The 15,531-nt window shown below is 55.7% G+C and carries 20 protein-coding genes and 1 pseudogene; 12 read left to right on the top strand and 9 right to left on the bottom strand.

Going from position 1 to position 15,531, the window contains the following annotated elements; genetic code table 11:
• The first annotated feature begins 2 nt into the window (after positions 1-2).
• The 3 genes from CAP31_RS05150 (at position 3) to CAP31_RS05140 (ending at position 1,622) form a co-directional block, all read left to right on the top strand.
• Positions 3-317 (top strand): hypothetical protein, encoded by a 315-nt coding sequence (locus tag CAP31_RS05150; protein WP_087446556.1) that lies wholly within the window; start codon positions 3-5, stop codon positions 315-317.
• A 79-nt stretch (positions 318-396) separates the two neighbouring features.
• Entirely contained in the window at positions 397-630 is a 234-nt protein-coding gene (locus CAP31_RS05145; RefSeq protein WP_087446555.1) for a thioredoxin family protein, read from the top strand.
• Between the two features lie 23 nt (positions 631-653).
• Complete coding sequence (locus tag CAP31_RS05140; RefSeq protein ID WP_087446554.1) at positions 654-1,622, top strand: cation diffusion facilitator family transporter; 969 nt, start codon at positions 654-656, stop codon at positions 1,620-1,622.
• Positions 1,623-1,672: 50 nt separating this feature from the next.
• Here the strand turns inward: CAP31_RS05140 and CAP31_RS05135 are convergent, their stop codons facing one another.
• The 3 genes from CAP31_RS05135 to CAP31_RS05125 all read right to left on the bottom strand — a co-directional run bounded on the left by CAP31_RS05135 (position 1,673) and on the right by CAP31_RS05125 (position 3,167).
• Positions 1,673-2,224 (bottom strand): pyridoxamine 5'-phosphate oxidase family protein, encoded by a 552-nt coding sequence (locus tag CAP31_RS05135; RefSeq protein WP_087446553.1) that lies wholly within the window; start codon positions 2,222-2,224, stop codon positions 1,673-1,675.
• A gap of 11 nt (positions 2,225-2,235) precedes the next feature.
• On the bottom strand, positions 2,236-2,580 hold the full coding sequence (locus CAP31_RS05130) for a hypothetical protein (protein WP_087446552.1): 345 nt from the start codon (positions 2,578-2,580) through the stop codon (positions 2,236-2,238).
• 107 nt (positions 2,581-2,687) lie between these two features.
• Positions 2,688-3,167 (bottom strand): GNAT family N-acetyltransferase, encoded by a 480-nt coding sequence (locus CAP31_RS05125; protein WP_087446551.1) that lies wholly within the window; start codon positions 3,165-3,167, stop codon positions 2,688-2,690.
• 343 nt (positions 3,168-3,510) lie between these two features.
• Between CAP31_RS05125 and CAP31_RS05120 the strand changes: the two genes are divergently transcribed.
• From CAP31_RS05120 to CAP31_RS05100, 5 genes are all read left to right on the top strand, one after another.
• Positions 3,511-4,374, top strand: a complete 864-nt coding sequence (locus CAP31_RS05120) for a phosphate ABC transporter substrate-binding protein (protein ID WP_223247374.1) — start codon at positions 3,511-3,513, stop codon at positions 4,372-4,374.
• Positions 4,375-4,385: 11 nt separating this feature from the next.
• Positions 4,386-5,999, top strand: coding sequence for a methyl-accepting chemotaxis protein (locus CAP31_RS05115; RefSeq protein WP_157662657.1), 1,614 nt, complete (start codon positions 4,386-4,388; stop codon positions 5,997-5,999).
• Positions 5,996-6,673, top strand: coding sequence for a GGDEF domain-containing protein (locus CAP31_RS05110; RefSeq protein WP_157662656.1), 678 nt, complete (start codon positions 5,996-5,998; stop codon positions 6,671-6,673). The genes CAP31_RS05115 and CAP31_RS05110 overlap by 4 nt, the downstream gene beginning before the upstream one ends.
• 248 nt (positions 6,674-6,921) lie before the next feature.
• Complete coding sequence (locus CAP31_RS05105; protein WP_087446548.1) at positions 6,922-7,362, top strand: host attachment protein; 441 nt, start codon at positions 6,922-6,924, stop codon at positions 7,360-7,362.
• Positions 7,363-7,540: 178 nt separating this feature from the next.
• Entirely contained in the window at positions 7,541-7,981 is a 441-nt protein-coding gene (locus CAP31_RS05100; protein ID WP_087446547.1) for a host attachment protein, read from the top strand.
• Here CAP31_RS05100 and thpR read toward each other — a convergent pair.
• Complete coding sequence (gene thpR / locus CAP31_RS05095) at positions 7,976-8,542, bottom strand: RNA 2',3'-cyclic phosphodiesterase (RefSeq protein WP_087446546.1); 567 nt, start codon at positions 8,540-8,542, stop codon at positions 7,976-7,978. The genes CAP31_RS05100 and thpR overlap by 6 nt on opposite strands.
• 78 nt (positions 8,543-8,620) lie before the next feature.
• On the opposite strand from thpR, the gene amrB reads away from it, so the two are divergent.
• The 4 genes from amrB to CAP31_RS05080 are packed head-to-tail and all read left to right on the top strand — an operon-like array spanning position 8,621 to position 11,773.
• Complete coding sequence (gene amrB / locus CAP31_RS14900; RefSeq protein ID WP_189836645.1) at positions 8,621-9,430, top strand: AmmeMemoRadiSam system protein B; 810 nt, start codon at positions 8,621-8,623, stop codon at positions 9,428-9,430.
• Positions 9,420-9,986: an AmmeMemoRadiSam system protein A gene (gene amrA, locus CAP31_RS14895; RefSeq protein ID WP_189836644.1), complete on the top strand. Its 567-nt coding sequence runs from the start codon at positions 9,420-9,422 to the stop codon at positions 9,984-9,986. Before amrB ends, amrA begins: the two co-directional genes overlap by 11 nt.
• Positions 9,983-11,071: an AmmeMemoRadiSam system radical SAM enzyme gene (gene amrS, locus CAP31_RS05085; RefSeq protein ID WP_087446545.1), complete on the top strand. Its 1,089-nt coding sequence runs from the start codon at positions 9,983-9,985 to the stop codon at positions 11,069-11,071. Before amrA ends, amrS begins: the two co-directional genes overlap by 4 nt.
• Before the next feature lie 48 nt (positions 11,072-11,119).
• Positions 11,120-11,773: a dienelactone hydrolase family protein gene (locus CAP31_RS05080; protein WP_087446544.1), complete on the top strand. Its 654-nt coding sequence runs from the start codon at positions 11,120-11,122 to the stop codon at positions 11,771-11,773.
• A 146-nt stretch (positions 11,774-11,919) separates the two neighbouring features.
• Here CAP31_RS05080 and CAP31_RS05075 read toward each other — a convergent pair whose 3' ends face one another.
• The 5 genes and pseudogenes from CAP31_RS05075 to CAP31_RS05055 form a co-directional block, all read right to left on the bottom strand.
• Positions 11,920-12,552: a phosphoribosyltransferase gene (locus CAP31_RS05075; protein WP_087446543.1), complete on the bottom strand. Its 633-nt coding sequence runs from the start codon at positions 12,550-12,552 to the stop codon at positions 11,920-11,922.
• Positions 12,553-12,735: 183 nt separating this feature from the next.
• Entirely contained in the window at positions 12,736-13,878 is a 1,143-nt protein-coding gene (locus CAP31_RS05070) for a CHAD domain-containing protein (protein ID WP_087446542.1), read from the bottom strand.
• Positions 13,800-14,389 (bottom strand): annotated as a pseudogene (locus tag CAP31_RS05065) (IS3 family transposase); the annotation flags it as partial. The gene CAP31_RS05070 and the pseudogene CAP31_RS05065, both read right to left, overlap by 79 nt.
• An 87-nt stretch (positions 14,390-14,476) precedes the next feature.
• Positions 14,477-14,668, bottom strand: a complete 192-nt coding sequence (locus CAP31_RS05060; RefSeq protein ID WP_087446541.1) for a hypothetical protein — start codon at positions 14,666-14,668, stop codon at positions 14,477-14,479.
• Positions 14,669-14,967: 299 nt separating this feature from the next.
• Positions 14,968-15,462: a hypothetical protein gene (locus CAP31_RS05055; RefSeq protein ID WP_087446540.1), complete on the bottom strand. Its 495-nt coding sequence runs from the start codon at positions 15,460-15,462 to the stop codon at positions 14,968-14,970.
• Between the last annotated feature and the right edge of the window lie 69 nt (positions 15,463-15,531).

Genomic DNA, 15,531 nt, shown 5'->3' with positions numbered 1-15,531 from the left:
AAATGGCTCACGCAATTCTGCATCCCTCAATCGTGTCTCTGGTATCACTGGCAGCGAATATTGCCGCCAATCACCCCGGACAAGGCCTGTGCCAGATCGACAAACTCAAGCAATTCGGCATTACCGGGGAGCAAATCGATCTGGTGGTAGAAATCGCTCGTCATATCCGCGATGAAGCCGGACAAAAGTTCGATGTCAGTTTTGATGCAGCATTTTCAGCTAAAATGTCGGCTGCGCCTGTACTGGCAAAGCCACTTAACATTCCGGTAGCTGAAGCATGCTGCACCCCTACCCCCAGCGGCAAATCCTGCTGCTAGGGCAGTAAAAAAGCACGCTCAAGATCGGCGAGCCGACACGAAGCCGACTCGCCGTTTACAGTCACCGAAAGGAATTGTCATGAAAAACATCAAAGTACTCGGCACCGGTTGCACCAACTGCAAAACGACAACCCGGCTCATCGAAGAGGCCGCCAGGGAAAAAGGCATTGCGATACTGCTGGAAAAGGTCGAGGCCATTGCCGATATTCTGGGTTATGGCGTGATGTCCACGCCCGGTGTAGTGATCGACGGCATCGTAGTGCATGCCGGCGGCGTACCCGATCGCAAGAAGATCGATAGCTGGCTAACCTGATATTTATAACCGGAAATACCCTGATGAACGCACAGCACGACCACCATGAGCATCATGACCACGGCCACCATGATCACGGTCATGCCCATCATCACCATCATGATCACAGCAATGTCGATACGACCAGCCGCGCATTTGCGGTAGGCGTCAGCCTGAACATGGCCTTTGTCGTCATCGAAATCGGATTCGGCATTTATGCCGATTCGCTATCGCTGCTGGCAGATGCCGGACACAATTTCAGCGATGTGATCGGTCTGCTGGCAGCGTGGGGGTCCATGATACTGGCACGGCGTCTGCCTTCGCTGCGCTTTAGCTACGGCCTGCGCAGCACCACCATACTGGCCGCGCTGGCTAACGCCATGCTGCTGCTCATCGCGGTAGGCGGCATATCCTGGGAAGCCATCCGGCGCTTTAGCGAGCCGATGGCGGTAAATGAACCTGTCATGATCTGGGTCGCCCTGGCGGGCGTGGTCGTCAACACCATCACCGCACTCATGCTGATGAAAGGTCACAAGGACGACCTCAACCTGCGCGGCGCATTTGTACACATGGTAGCCGATGCGGCTGTATCGGTCGGTGTAGCGCTGGCAGGCGTGGGCATGATGCTGACCGGCTGGCTGTGGCTGGACCCGGCCATCAGTCTGCTGATTGCCGCCGTCATCTTTATCGGCACCTGGGGCCTGTTCAAGCAATCGTTGAAGCTGGCACTGCACGCCGTGCCCGACGCCGTAGATCCTGCCAAAATCCAGGCTTACCTGCTCGGCCTGCCGCAAGTGCGCGAGGTACACGACCTGCATATCTGGGGCATGAGCACCACCGAAAACGCGCTTACCGTCCACCTCGTCACGCCCGAAGGCCATCCCGGCGATGCATTTCTTGACAGCATCGCCGATGAATTGGCCCATCGTTTCCATATCGGTCACGCCACTTTCCAGATCGAGCTGGGCGACCATGATGTAATGTGCCGGCTGGCGCCTGCCGAAGTCGTCTAGGAAAACTTCGGCATCAGAGGGAGGCCGTGAAACACGGGGAATATCCGATATCAGATATTCTTCGCAACGATATCCGTAGGAATCCCGTCCAGACTGGTCTGATTCTTGTCTTTCCAATATTGCATCAAACCTGCAGGACCTTTCTTTAACGCCCAGTTGGTCAACTGTTCGCGTTCGCCGACGTAGTTGAAATAAGGCACGCCCATCCCGCACGAGGTCTGCACCAGCTCTACCGACAGATCGAAAATCTGGCGAGCGCCGGGAAGCGGATCGAACAGCGCAAACAACGCATCCCATTCGACATCTTTCTGGTGAATCACTTTCGCCTTGCCATACAAGCGCAATATCATCGGCGCGCCATCAAAATCGCAGAACATCAGCGTCATGCGCGGATTTATCTGCACATGCGCAGCGGTTTCGTTGCCGCTGCCGGTGACATTGAGCCAGACCACACGATTCTGGTCGATGACACGCAACGAATCCATTCCCTTGGGCGACACGTTGACGCTGCTGTCGTCAGTCGCGGTCCCTACAAAAAATATCTTCTGCTCAGCGATGAACTGCGCCAGCTTTTCGGAGATTTCGGTATATCTTTGTCCCATATTCCGCCTCGTTAAGCCATATACATGGATTTGTTGTCATTCAGATTCAGCCAGCCCTTGATAATGCGGTAAATGAGCCACAGGGTATTGGCGAACAATATCAGCCAGCCGACCAGGATCAGCGTAGTGATGCCGCCGATCACGCCCCACAGCAGGCCGAACCAGAAAGTACGTATCTGCCAGCGGAAATGGCTTTCCAGAAACGTCCCGGCCACATCGTCGCGTTTGATGTAATTCATCATGATCGCCGCGATCGCCGTGATGCCGAACAGGAACGAAGCGGCATACAAGGCATAAATGATCGTCGTCAGGCTTTTGGCGGATTTCTCGTTATCGGTCAGCAAGGTGTTGTCCATTGGAACCTCATTTTTATAAACTGGCGAATACTGATTGTACGTTAAACGGAAAACAAGGGTAAACCAGTTAAACACCCCGCCTCGAAAAGCCAGTCTGTAGGCCGGAATTAGAGCAACACCTTCATTTTGCGGCCACCGGCGACATCAAAACCGTTGGCCTGATAAAAGCCCAGCGTACGGTCAAACGCAGGCAATGGCGGCGTCGTCACCTCCAGCCGCTGCCAGCCGCGGCTGCGTCCGTATGCCTTGGCCGCGTCGAGCAAAAGCTGGCCGGCACCGCCGGAACGAAACGCAGGCTGCACATAAAGCTCGGGAATGATTCCGAATGCCCCTTCGGCGTAGAGGCTATGGGTCTCTGTCAGACTGATGAAGCCGGCCGCCGCATTGCCGGTGTCTTCCACGGCAATCAGCACCGTATAAATGCCTTCGGCAATGAACCGTTCGCAACGTTCAACGATAGCAGGCAGGTCGACATGGAAATGCGCGCCCCCCGTGACCGCCATGATTTCTTCCAGCAACTGCTGCACCATGCTGGCAATGGCCGCGGCATCGACGGAGGTGGCTTTGTGGATTGCATATGTGCTCATATTTCGTTCCGCTGAATGATTAAACGGGGACGCCAATCGGCTGCGGCCAACCCTGATCCGATGCGCTTAAGCCAGGCGGTTTACAGAATACTGATATTACATGAGTCAGAGTCCTCCACACCGCCTGCGAACCGCCGAGCTGTCAAATTTTGAACCGGGAAAGCCGAGGCTGGTTCAAGGAGCGTATCTGGTGGTGTATTTAGTCAGAAAAGAATCGATTAATTATTGATTGCTAACCGATACCACAATCAGATACTCTGCAAATTATCAGACATTGCATATCAAGTTCGAATCGGCGCAATTGGTGTTAGGCCAGCTCTGCCAAAACATCATGGGAGGCAACATGTATAAGAACTATTGGAAACCAGCCATTATACTTGCTCTCTGCACCATGCTGCTGGCCTGTTCCAGACAGGATGCCCAAGCGGAAAAGCATCTTGACAACCCGCTCTCCGTCCATCTCGCCGGCAAGCTCACGCTGACCGGATCGAGTACCATGGCACCGCTCATGCAGGCGATAGGCGAGCGCTTCCGGGCACTCCATCCGAACGTACAAATCCGGGTACTGACAGGCGGCTCCAGCCGCGGTATCAACGATGCCCGCGCGGGCAAGGCAGACATCGGCATGGCATCGCAGGCACTGACGGACAGGGAAAGCGATCTGGATGGCTTCCTGATGGCGCGCGACGGCGTAGGCATCATTGTCAACAAGGACAATCCGTTAACCACGCTCACCGATCGGCAGGTTGCCGACATTTTCACCGGCAGGATCGGCAACTGGAAGGCATTGAGCGGCCGCGATGCGCCTATCGTGGTCATCAACCGCGAACGGGGACATAGCGAGGTGGAACTGTTCACCCGCTACTTCAAGTTTGCGTACGGCGATATCCGGGCAGCAATAACCATAGGCGACAACCAGCCAACCATCGATGCAGTCGCCGGCAATCCCGATGCCATCACCTTCGTTTCCCTCGGCGAAGCGGAACGCATGTCGCAGACTGGCATGAACATCAAACTGCTGGCACTGAACGGCGTGGCAGCTTCCAGCAAGACTGTGCGCAATGGCAACTATCCCCTGTCACGCCCGCTTTCCCTGGTGACGAAAGACCTGCCCAAAGGGCTGGCGCGTGCATTCATCGCGTTCTCCCTGTCTCCGCAGGTCACCGACCTCATCGAGGAAAATAACTTTGTTCCTTACGAAGACTGACCCCCATGGACATGCCTCAACGAATAATCCACCGGATAAGCCGGCTCAGTCTGCACACCATGCTGATGGGCGGTTCCATTGCCGTATCCAGCCTGATGCTGCTGGTCGGCATCATTGCCGTGCTGAGCCAGAACCGGATGCTGGCCGTGTCCGACCACATGCTCGACATCGATGCACGGATCGCGACATTGAGTCTGCGCAGCGACGCGTCGATGTTCGATGCACGCCGCCACGAGAAAAATTTTCTGCTGTTCTACCGGGAATTCGGTTTTGACGAAGCCAGATCACGCTACGTGACCCTGTTGCGCACCGATCTGGCCGATGTGCGCGAGAATCTGGCAGAAATGCGCCGTTTCATGACCAGAACGGGCATGGTACAGCAAACGCTGGCCATTGAGCAGTCCATCAACCGCTACGAATCATCCTTCCTCGACATGGTGGACCTATATGGTCAACTGGGTTTCGTCGATACCGGCCTGGAAGGGCAATTCCGCGACCGGGCGCACGAGATGGAGAAACTGCTCAAGGCCTCACGGCAGGGGCGGCTCATGCTCGATCTGCTAATCATGCGCCGTGCAGAGAAGGACTTCATAATGCGCGGGCTGGAGGTGGATGTACGGCGGCTTGAAGAGGCCATGACCGGGTTCAAGACCGACCTGGCGCATTCCGCGCTGCCCGACAATCGAAAGAACGAACTGCGCGCACTCGCCGATGAATATCAGCCCCTGTTCCTGAAATACGTGCAGATCAAACACCAGATCGACGACAAAAAACATGAATATTTCGCTGCGGTGCGAACGTTCATGCCGCTGCTGCAAAAGCTGAGCATGGAGGCAACAGCCATAGACGAAGCGAAACGCGGCAGCGCCCGTGAAACATTGCATATGGCCGAGCGCATCGTGATCGGCACCACCCTGGGCGCGATTCTGTTCGTCCTGTTCGCGACATGGCTGGTGACACGCGGTATCACCAAACCGATACAGGAATGCGTGGATTTCGCCAAGCGGGTGGCACTGGGCGATTTGCAAAGCCGCATGCAGCGCAGTGGCCGCGACGAATTCGGTACGCTGGCCAACGCCCTGAACGACATGGCTGACGCGCTGCAGGAAGCGGCCCATGCACGCGAGCAGCGGACCACGGAACTGGCCGCGACGAACCAGGCCTTGCACAGCGAGATACGCCAGCGCGAACAGGCCGAAGCAGCGATCAACAAGATCAACGCCGAACTGGAACACCGTATCGCCGAACGCACCGCGCAGCTGCGTGACGCCAATGCCGGACTCGAGCAGAGCAACCGGGGAATCTCCCTGCTCAGGGAAATGGGCGATACCCTGCTTTCCTGCCTCACGCTCGAAGAAGCCTATAAGACTGTCCCCAAGTTCGGACAACAACTATTCCCCCTTGCGGCGGGACATCTCTATTTACTGGAGGCATCGCGCAACCACCTGGAAGCAGTCGCAACATGGGGCGATCCAGTGGCCACAGCGCCGATGTTCGCGGTCCAGGAATGCTGGGCGCTGCGGCGCGGCCAACTGCACTGCGTCGTCGATCCGCATACAGGGCTGACTGCCCGCACTTGGAAAATACGGATGCGGAGCTACGCCCCTACCTCTGTATACCGATGATGGCCCAAAGCGATACGCTGGGCACACTCTACCTGGAGTTCCCGGCACTTGATGAACAGACAAGGGATGATGCGATTCCGGCTGCCGACCAAGCGCTTGCCGCCATGCTTGCCAAACATCTGGCCATGGTATTCGCCAATCTCAGACTGCGTGATGCGATTCGGCAGCAATCGATCCGCGACCCCCTGAGCGGACTATACAACCGCCGTTATCTGGAAGAAACGATGCAGCGCGATCTGTCGCGTGTTGCCCGCAAGCAGTTGCCGCTCGCGGTCATAATGCTGGATATCGATCACTTCAAACGCTTCAACGACACCTTCGGACACGAGGCCGGTGACGCAGTGCTGCAGAGTTTGGCCCGGTTGCTGCTCAGCCACATGCGCGCCAGCGACGTCGCCTGCCGCTACGGCGGCGAGGAATTCGTTCTGCTGCTGCCTGATACACCTCTCGAAACCGCCCACCAGCGCGCCGAGGAATTGCGAACGGCCGTACACCAATTGCAGGTCAACCGGCAGGGGCGGCCACTTGGTCCGGTGAGCATCTCCATGGGGGTTGCCGTGTTCCCGGAACACGGCACGACGGCCGAGGATCTGATTCGCGCCGCCGATACCGCCATGTACGAGGCCAAGCACAGTGGGCGCGACCGGGTATGCCTGGCGCAGGTCAATGCGTAAGTGTGAAATATGCTGGCGGATAACTGCGCAGTTATTCTGTGTGAAAAGCGTCCATGACACGGGGCTGGCCTAACAACGTAACTTATCGGATACAGGCATATTACTGCCGCCACTTTGCGGATACGCATCCAATTGATCAGTTAATGATACGGCTTGAAGCCGTGCCGTTCCAGTTGGTCAACCAACCTTGAAAAACCCCGGAAACTTGCTAGTCTTAAAATAGACATGAATGAGGGAGTGACGAGGAAATGGCTACCACCTGGGTACTGGTTGCGAATGCAAGCAAAGCAAATTTATACGTAAACCACGGGCCTCATAAAGGCCTGGAACTGGTTAAGACATTTCAGCATGTCGAAAGCCGCGAGAAAGCCCTGGAAAGAACATCAGACCGCCCCGGGCATTATCAGACCGGCAGCGGAGCGCATGGCGCCTTTTCCCAGCCTACTGACCCCAAGCAGCATGAAGAAGACAAGTTCGCCGCGGAACTGGCAAGCGAATTGGAAACAGGCCGTACCAGCAACCGCTATACACGGCTCATCATAATGGCCTCAGACCCTTTCATGGGCAAATTGAATAATCAGCTGCCCGCACATGTACGGGCACTGGCCACTGACACCATCGAAAAGGATTACACGTATCTTACCGAGCGCGAATTGGCCAGTCACCTCGAAAATATTCTGTATGTATGAATTTGGGAAGAGCGGTTGATTTACGCGTAGCTGTTTTATCGACCCCATTCCCGAAATCGACACGATGACCAAAACTGTCGTGTTTCCGCAGGCTATCCGGCAAATTCAAAAGTGAAGATCCATCTTCAGTCGCGTCTTTGCCAGTAGCTTTCCTTCAACTTGCTATCTTGGAGAAATAATGGCCACAACCTGGATTTTAATCGCCAATGCCAGTTTTGCTCGTTTATATGCAAACCACGGTATCAAAAAGGGTTTGCAGCTCATCAAGGAATTCAACCACCCGGAAAGCCGAGAGAAAAGCGCGGAACTGGTGTCAGATCGTCCCGGCCATAACAAGAGTCAGGGCAATGGTCATGGCGCTTTCGTTGCCGCCTCGCAACCCAAACAGAATGAAGCTGGAAAATTCGCTCAGGAACTGGCACAGGTACTGGAACATGGTCGCACCAGCAATATTTTTGATCGCGTGATTCTGGTGGCCTCCGCACCATTCATCGGGCTGCTCAATAACCAGTTCAACACCCATGTACGCAATCTGATTACCGACACCATCGAAAAAGATTACACCCGGTTCGCTCCACAAGAACTAACCGGGCGATTGTCGCACTGCATTTATCTATAAGGCTGACACCAAAGGCCATCGGCCTATGATCTCATAGGCCGATCCATTCTCACCCGTTACCGATTTCACCAGTACGAAATTCCGTGCCGTCCAGCGTAATGGCTTCATCGCTGCCTGCGCCCAAGGGCAATCAGCTTTCCTGAGCAAGGTCACATGCGGCAAATATGCTCGCTCATCGACTTTGAAACCTGCACCCTTTAACCGCGACTGCAATGCGCTCGCCAGATCAATCAACCCCTGCGGGACCGTTTCCGGCGCCACCCAGGCGATATGGTTATGCCGCCACCAGCCGGTGCGCGCCAGCTCGAAATTGAATGCAGCGCACTGCAACTGCGCAGCTAATGCCTGTAATTCGGCAATGCGCTCAATCCCCACCTCTCCCACAAACGCCAGCGTAATGTGGATAGACTCGGCGCGTGTACGCCGCCCCCCGCATTGTGCATGCATATGTTTGCCCATCCCGGCGAGTGCCGTGCGCATATCCGGATCGGGCCATAGCGCAAAAAATACGCGCGCTGTATTGCGGCCAGCGGTATCCGCATTCCCAGGCGTGGCCATCATATTGATGACGGCACTTGAATTCCAGCGTAACACCCTAATTTTAATAGCATAAACCCTTCCTCTCTGGAGACTTCCACCATGCACCAAATTCGTCAACCCGCCGTCGCTGGCACTTTCTATCCCGGCGTATCGAGCACGCTCGCCCGCGATGTGACCGCCTTGCTGGCGGCAGCCCACCCCGCCCCTCTCGGCAAATTGCCCAAGGCCGTCATCGTGCCTCACGCCGGCTATGTCTATTCCGGCGCCATTGCCGCCGCTGCCTATGCCAGCCTTGCCGCAGGCCGCGACCAGATCACGCGCGTGGTACTGCTCGGCCCGGTCCATCGCGTACCGGTACGCGGACTGGCCCTGCCCGGCGTCGATGGCTTTGCGACTCCCCTCGGCAACATTTCCATCGACCAGGCGGCTGTCGAGTTGCTGGGCACGATGCCACAGATCGTTACCAGTGCCGCCGCCCATGCATGGGAACACTCGCTGGAAGTACAACTGCCCTTCCTGCAGGCATTATTGAATAATTTTAGCCTGATTCCGCTAGCCGTAGGCGATGCCACGCCGGAGGAGATCGCCGAAGTACTGGATGCGCTGTGGGGCGGCCCGGAAACCCTGATCGTCATCAGCTCCGACCTGTCACATTTCCTGCCCTACGCTTCAGCCCAGACCGTGGATCGGGAAACGGCTCAACGCATCCTGGAATTGCGCGGCCCGCTGTCTCACGAGCAAGCCTGCGGCGGCACGCCCATCAACGGCATGCTGCTGGCCGCCCGGCGCCACCATCTGCAACCGTTGCTGCTGGATTTACGCAACTCGGGCGACACCGCCGGCGACAAGGAACGCGTGGTCGGTTACGCCTCGTTCGCTTTCATGGAGGAACCTGCTCATGCCCACTAACCACGGCCAGATCTTACTGCCGATCGCGCGCGCGGCCATCTCGCAAAAACTGGGGAAAACCTATCCGGCCAATGAGAATAGCAGCTGGCTGCAGGAACACCGGGCATGCTTCGTCACCCTCACCCAACACGAGCAGCTGCGCGGCTGCATCGGCACACTGGAAGCGCATCGCTCACTGCTGGCCGACGTCAGGGCCAACGCGCTGGCGGCTGCATTTCACGATCCGCGATTTGCACCTTTGACAAAAGCCGAGCTGGACTATACTGAAGTAGAGGTATCACTGTTATCGATGATGCAGGACATGGTGTTTGCCAGCGAACAGGATGCGCTGGAACAGCTGCGGCCGCAAATCGACGGCATCGTGTTCGAATACGGCCGCTACCGCAGCACCTTTTTGCCGCAGGTATGGGAACAGCTACCCGACCCGGTCGAATTCATGGCGCACCTGAAGCACAAAGCCGGACTCCATCCGCGCTTCTGGGATGAAAGCGTCAGACTATACCGATATACCGTGAACAAGTGGAAAGAAAGCGATCTGGAGAGCTTATCCGAATGAATGCAACGCAGCATCACCCCGGAAAATACTGGCATGCACTGGACGATGGCCGCATCCAGTGCGACCTGTGCCCGCGCGACTGCAAGCTGCACGAAGGCCAGCGCGGCGCCTGCTTCGTGCGCATGCGCGAGGGCAACCAGATCGTGCTCACTACCTACGGGCGCTCATCCGGTTTCTGTATCGACCCGATCGAAAAGAAACCGCTCAATCACTTCTACCCCGGCAGCAGCGTGCTGTCGTTCGGCACCGCAGGCTGCAATCTGGCGTGCAAGTTCTGCCAGAACTGGGACATCAGCAAATCCAGGGACATGGACAAACTGATGGATCAGGCCGCGCCGGAGACCATCGCCATCGCTGCGGAACAGAGCGGCTGCAAGAGCGTGGCGTTCACCTACAACGACCCCGTGATCTTCGCCGAATATGCGATGGATACCGCCGATGCCTGCCATGCCCGCGGCATCAAGACCGTCGCGGTGACTGCCGGCTACATGCATGATACAGCGCGCCGCGATTTCTACAGCAAGATCGATGCCGCCAATGTCGATCTCAAGGCGTTTACCGAAGACTTCTATTTCAAGCTCACCGGCTCGCAGCTGCAACCTGTGCTGGATACGCTGGTTTACCTCAAGCACGAAACCGATGTCTGGTTCGAGATCACCACCCTGCTCATTCCCGGCAAGAACGATTCCGATGCGGAAATCACCGCGATGTGCCAGTGGATCATGCAGCAGCTGGGGCCGGATGTACCGTTGCATTTTTCTGCGTTCCATCCCGATTACAAAATGCCGGATATTCCGCAGACGCCTTCATCCACGCTGATACGGGCGCGCGACATCGCGCTGCGTGCCGGGCTGCATTACGTCTATACCGGCAACGTGCATCACATCGAGGGCGACACCACCTTTTGCCCCGATTGCCATGCGCCGCTCATCGTGCGCGACTGGTACCAGATCAACGAATACCGTCTGACGCCTGATGGTCACTGCCCGCATTGCAACAGCCTGATCGCAGGGCGGTTTGACGCCAAACCGGGCCATTTCGGCCGGCAACGCATTCCGATAGCGATCAGCCGGGTGCGGGCGTAATTTCTGACAGGCCTGGTTGATGGCAACCAGCAAAACCAATGGAGACTCATGATGACTACCGAACTGGCGCAACTGGTCAGCATTCCCAGCGATCATGTCCATATTGAAGGCATGCTGGAATTGCCTGAGAACGCTCCGGGCATCGTGCTGTTCGCCCACGGCAGCGGCAGCAGTCGTCATAGCCCGCGCAATAACTATGTCGCCAGCGTGCTGCGCGAAGCGGGCATCGGCACACTGTTGATGGATTTGCTGACCCCTGAGGAAGACATGGTCTATGAAACCCGGTTCGACATCCCGCTGCTCACCCGACGCCTGCTGGACGCCACCGACTGGATAAGTCAGCAGCAATCCACGCGAAATTTGCCCATAGGGTATTTTGGCGCCAGCACCGGCGCCGCCGCTGCGCTGCAGGCCGCCGCGCAATCTACCCACAAGATTGCCGCTGTGGTATCGCGCGGCGGGCGCCCCGATCTTGCCGGTGCCGCCATGCTGCGCAAGGTACGCGCCCCCACCCTGTTGCTGGTCGGCGGCTTTGATGATCTGGTCATCGATCTTAATCAGGCATCCCATGATGTCATGAGCTGCCCCAAAGAACTCTCGATCATTCCCGGTGCAACCCATTTGTTTGAAGAACCAGGCGCGCTGGAGCAAGTCGCCCATCGGGCAACAGCCTGGTTCAAACGCTATTTGAAAGCTGACTGAGCAGCATTGCGGTATTTCGCTATCGCCATACCAGCGGATGCGACATCACATGCAGACACGCCAAGATACCATTTTCGTCGCCCGCAATCTTGCCAAAACCTGCCATAGGGGCAAGGTGGAAATCCTGGCGTGCGCATCAAAACGGACTAAACTTCGGCACTATCCTGCAGAATCGTGATCACTTCCTCGTCCTCCACCTGCGGGAAATCCGCGTAGAACTGCCCGACCGCCTGAAAGTATTCGGGCACTTCCAGACAGATAACTTCATCGGCATATTGCCGCACCTTGATCAAGGTGTCCTCGGGCGATACCGGCACCGCGCAAATCAGTTTTGCCGGATGTCTGGCACGCAGACCATGCAACGCAGAAATCATGGTGGAGCCAGTCGCCAGCCCGTCGTCGATCACGATCACGATGCGACCGCTGGGATCGATGGGCGGGCGTATCGGAGTATATTGGGCGCGGCGCCTGCGTATGGTTTCCAGTTGCGTCTGCTTTTCCGACTCGATGTACTCAGGCGTACCGCCCACCGATGCCGCATAATCCGCAATGTAGCTCCAGCCGCTCTCATCGATCGAACCTATCGCAAATTCCGGATTGGATGGCGTACGGAGCTTGCGCACCAGCACCACATCGAAATCGCCACCCAGCCGATCAGCAATGATTTTGGCCATCGGCACTGCACCACGGGGAATCGCCAGCACCAGCGGGTGTGTACCCTTGAATTGGGCCAGACTGTCGGCCAGTTTTTTTGCTGCGTCATCACGATTGCGGAACATGCGCTTATCCTCCGTTCATTTTGATCGTCATTCAATTCAAAAAACATTCTGTCCATGAAAATCACGAAAGACACGCAAAATTTAAATACCAGGAATGCGATTGAGACCCCGCTCGCTCCTTTGATTTATTTTCGTGCCTTCGAATTATTTATTGATTTTAGGCAATACCCTGCGAAAACCATTTCATGGCCCAATCGCCTTTCCCGACTTGAACAACTGCCGGAACACCTTCTGATGTTTTTCTTCGATAAACCTGGCAAACCGCTGTTTGAACATTTTGCGCACTTTAAGCTGACGCTTCGCCAGTTTGCGCATCATTCTGTCTACTGCTGCCAGCGTGCACGGCTTCTCTGACGCAAGCACAGCCATCTGCGGGACAAAATTTTTCAGCATCTCCTGCTGCACCTGCAAGTCCTGATATTCACCGAGCATATCCTGCAGCGACTTCAGCGCCTTGATCGCTTTCCTGACTCTGTCTGCAGGATAAAAGCTTTGGAAAAACTCGATCAGATAACGCAGCTTCTTGCAGGATTTGCGCAACTCATGCAGTGCTTGCGGCGGGCTGTCTGCATCGATCTCGGTACCTTGCCTGATGACGCGGCGCAGCATGCGCCAAATGCGCTGATTTGCCAGATCAAGCACAGGCAGCTTGGCATTAGGCAGCCTGCTACGGGAGGATAACGGTGAAGCAAGAAACGTAGCCCAAACCGCCATCAGCTGTGAATAACGTGCCGACTTCAGACTATCGACTAATTGTTGATGAGCTTGTTGCTGTTGATGCAGAATGAACTCACGCAAGGGATCAAGCGCTTTGGCAGCTACTGCCCCGAGGCCTTTTGTATAATCTTCAAAACTTAGCAGGTAAACATCAATATCTCGCGCTGAGCGGGTGATCACGCCCAGCCATGCGAATCCTCGCGTGAATCGCTGCCATTCATGCTGTGGGATAATACCGTGAACTTGTCCAAGCAAAGAACGGTTACGCCGCACTGCAATGCGGAAGTTATGCAGGCACTCAATATCTTTTCCCGCAGACACACCTGCTTCATTGGTATTCATCATCTCCAGCAGACGCCGCATAATGACACGTACAGCCTCATCCGCCCGCATTTCCGGTGCAAGTTTTAAATTCAACTTGGGCGAAAGCACATGCGACTGTAAATCCGTATCCACCATAATTTGCTGCCTCTCCGAAATGCTGCGCTTGGGTAATCCCCCCATTTTTAAATGATATCTAAAAGTAGAGCTTAAGCGACCAAAGCCAGCTTCTGTGTTGGTGTGATGCTGCCAATGTCCATGTCGGTTCGCTCGTGATTGTAAGTCCATAACCAGTTTGTGGCAAAGTTCTGCACTTCATCAATTGAATCCAGCAAGTAGGTGCCAGCCAATCATGGCGAACGGTACGGTTATAGCGCTCAACGTATTCATTTTGTTGCGGATTGCCCGGCTGAATGAAACCCATCCTGATGCCGCGCCTTTCAGCCCATGCCTGGGTGGCGGCACTGATGTATTCCGGGCCGTTATCGCATCGAATGGCTTTTGGTGCGCCACGCCATTCGATGATTTGCTCCAATGAGCGGATCACCCGCTCTGATGGTAGCGAGAAATCAACCTCGATACACAAGCCTTCACGATTAAAGTCATCAATGACATTGAACAACCTGATGCAACGTCCATCAGCCAGCTGGTCATGCATGAAATCCATCGACCATACTTCATTGATTTGTGTGGGCACAGCGAGCGCCTGCGGCTTCTCGCGAACCAGGCGCCGCCTTGGCTTGATGCGCAGATTCAGTTCCAACTCATGGTATATGCGGTAAATACATTTGTGATTCCAGCGAATTGCCGGGGTTTACCCACGCTGAATCCGGCCAAAACCTGATGCTGTCCTAACCATATGGAGCGAAATGAACATCTAACGGAACTAACGACGCACCAGATGCTTGCAATGCGGGTCCTGAAATGGCCCTATGGCCTTTTCCCATCCCGGCCCGGGCGACACCTGCCGGCAGATCAGTTCGCCGTCCAATTTGCTACGCCATTGGTACCAGGGCGCCGGCGCGGCCCAGCTCTGGACACTCAGCAACATTAGCACAGCCATTACGCTTAATCTCATGTTTGCCCCCCGATTTCAATACCAGCTGCCATGCCTCCGCGCCGCGGATCAATGCCGCCCATCCAGCCTGCTGTATGCGCATGATGCGATGCAGCTACCAGCACGGGGGGAGCTGTCCCAGCCCGGCGGGATCGTTGCGGCTGCCAAAATCGGCACATCGCCACGAACGACGCGCGCCGTCTCGAACTCCAACTCCATACCATATTTTGTGGCAGCTACCTGGTTTCTGCTGTTGTACTTCGGAGTACATGGGTCAGGTACAGGCCACGTTCGCCCCCAACCGCTGCCATAACAGATTACTACTTATCTGTTGTCGCTGGCATTTGCGATTTGGGCATCTTCTCCAGCTCTTGCTGCATCATGTCCATACGTTTTTCCATCATCTGCATGCGATTCATCATCGCGTCAGATGCCGCCCCCTGGGTACCCATACCAGCCTGATTGCCGCTCATCATGCCCATTCCGCCGCCCTGGGATCCCATCATGCCCATGCCACCTTTCATCATGGGGCAATCCATTCCCATCATGTTTTTGTCCATGGCCATGTTTTCCTGCATGGTCATCATGTGCTCCATCAACAACCGCTGCCGTTCCTTCGGATCCTTCGTGACCGCCAGCTTCTCCAGCTGCGATTGCATCTTCCTGGTGTTAGCCTGCATTTTCTGAATGATGGGTTTTTCGGAAGTCACAACCGCCTTTTGATCGGGATGATGGCTATCATCCGCCAGTACAGGCATCGACAATGCGCAAGCGCTAGCAAGCGCCAGAGACAAAAATGCAGTTTTGAGTTTCATTTGTTTCTCCTGTTAAGTTAAATGGCAACGGGACTACAGGCATATTTGATACTTTCGAGTTGTATTATG

Source organism: Sulfuriferula sp. AH1 (assembly GCF_002162035.1).
Classification (GTDB): Bacteria; Pseudomonadota; Gammaproteobacteria; order Burkholderiales; family Sulfuriferulaceae; genus Sulfuriferula.
This window is presented reverse-complemented; position numbering and strand designations above follow the sequence as displayed.

Coding starts and splice junctions, on each gene's coding strand:
- amrA (WP_189836644.1), top strand. CDS start 9,420: ATGCCCACTAACCACGGCCAGATCTTACTGCCGATCGCGCGCGCGGCC.
- CAP31_RS05100 (WP_087446547.1), top strand. CDS start 7,541: ATGGCCACAACCTGGATTTTAATCGCCAATGCCAGTTTTGCTCGTTTA.
- amrB (WP_189836645.1), top strand. CDS start 8,621: ATGCACCAAATTCGTCAACCCGCCGTCGCTGGCACTTTCTATCCCGGC.
- CAP31_RS05070 (WP_087446542.1), bottom strand. CDS start 13,878: ATGGACTTACAATCACGAGCGAACCGACATGGACATTGGCAGCATCAC.
- CAP31_RS05075 (WP_087446543.1), bottom strand. CDS start 12,552: ATGTTCCGCAATCGTGATGACGCAGCAAAAAAACTGGCCGACAGTCTG.
- CAP31_RS05120 (WP_223247374.1), top strand. CDS start 3,511: ATGTATAAGAACTATTGGAAACCAGCCATTATACTTGCTCTCTGCACC.
- CAP31_RS05150 (WP_087446556.1), top strand. CDS start 3: ATGGCTCACGCAATTCTGCATCCCTCAATCGTGTCTCTGGTATCACTG.
- CAP31_RS05145 (WP_087446555.1), top strand. CDS start 397: ATGAAAAACATCAAAGTACTCGGCACCGGTTGCACCAACTGCAAAACG.
- CAP31_RS05055 (WP_087446540.1), bottom strand. CDS start 15,462: ATGAAACTCAAAACTGCATTTTTGTCTCTGGCGCTTGCTAGCGCTTGC.
- CAP31_RS05110 (WP_157662656.1), top strand. CDS start 5,996: ATGATGGCCCAAAGCGATACGCTGGGCACACTCTACCTGGAGTTCCCG.
- CAP31_RS05105 (WP_087446548.1), top strand. CDS start 6,922: ATGGCTACCACCTGGGTACTGGTTGCGAATGCAAGCAAAGCAAATTTA.
- CAP31_RS05140 (WP_087446554.1), top strand. CDS start 654: ATGAACGCACAGCACGACCACCATGAGCATCATGACCACGGCCACCAT.
- amrS (WP_087446545.1), top strand. CDS start 9,983: ATGAATGCAACGCAGCATCACCCCGGAAAATACTGGCATGCACTGGAC.
- CAP31_RS05080 (WP_087446544.1), top strand. CDS start 11,120: ATGATGACTACCGAACTGGCGCAACTGGTCAGCATTCCCAGCGATCAT.
- CAP31_RS05115 (WP_157662657.1), top strand. CDS start 4,386: ATGCCTCAACGAATAATCCACCGGATAAGCCGGCTCAGTCTGCACACC.
- CAP31_RS05135 (WP_087446553.1), bottom strand. CDS start 2,224: ATGGGACAAAGATATACCGAAATCTCCGAAAAGCTGGCGCAGTTCATC.
- thpR (WP_087446546.1), bottom strand. CDS start 8,542: ATGATGGCCACGCCTGGGAATGCGGATACCGCTGGCCGCAATACAGCG.
- CAP31_RS05125 (WP_087446551.1), bottom strand. CDS start 3,167: ATGAGCACATATGCAATCCACAAAGCCACCTCCGTCGATGCCGCGGCC.
- CAP31_RS05130 (WP_087446552.1), bottom strand. CDS start 2,580: ATGGACAACACCTTGCTGACCGATAACGAGAAATCCGCCAAAAGCCTG.
- CAP31_RS05060 (WP_087446541.1), bottom strand. CDS start 14,668: ATGAGATTAAGCGTAATGGCTGTGCTAATGTTGCTGAGTGTCCAGAGC.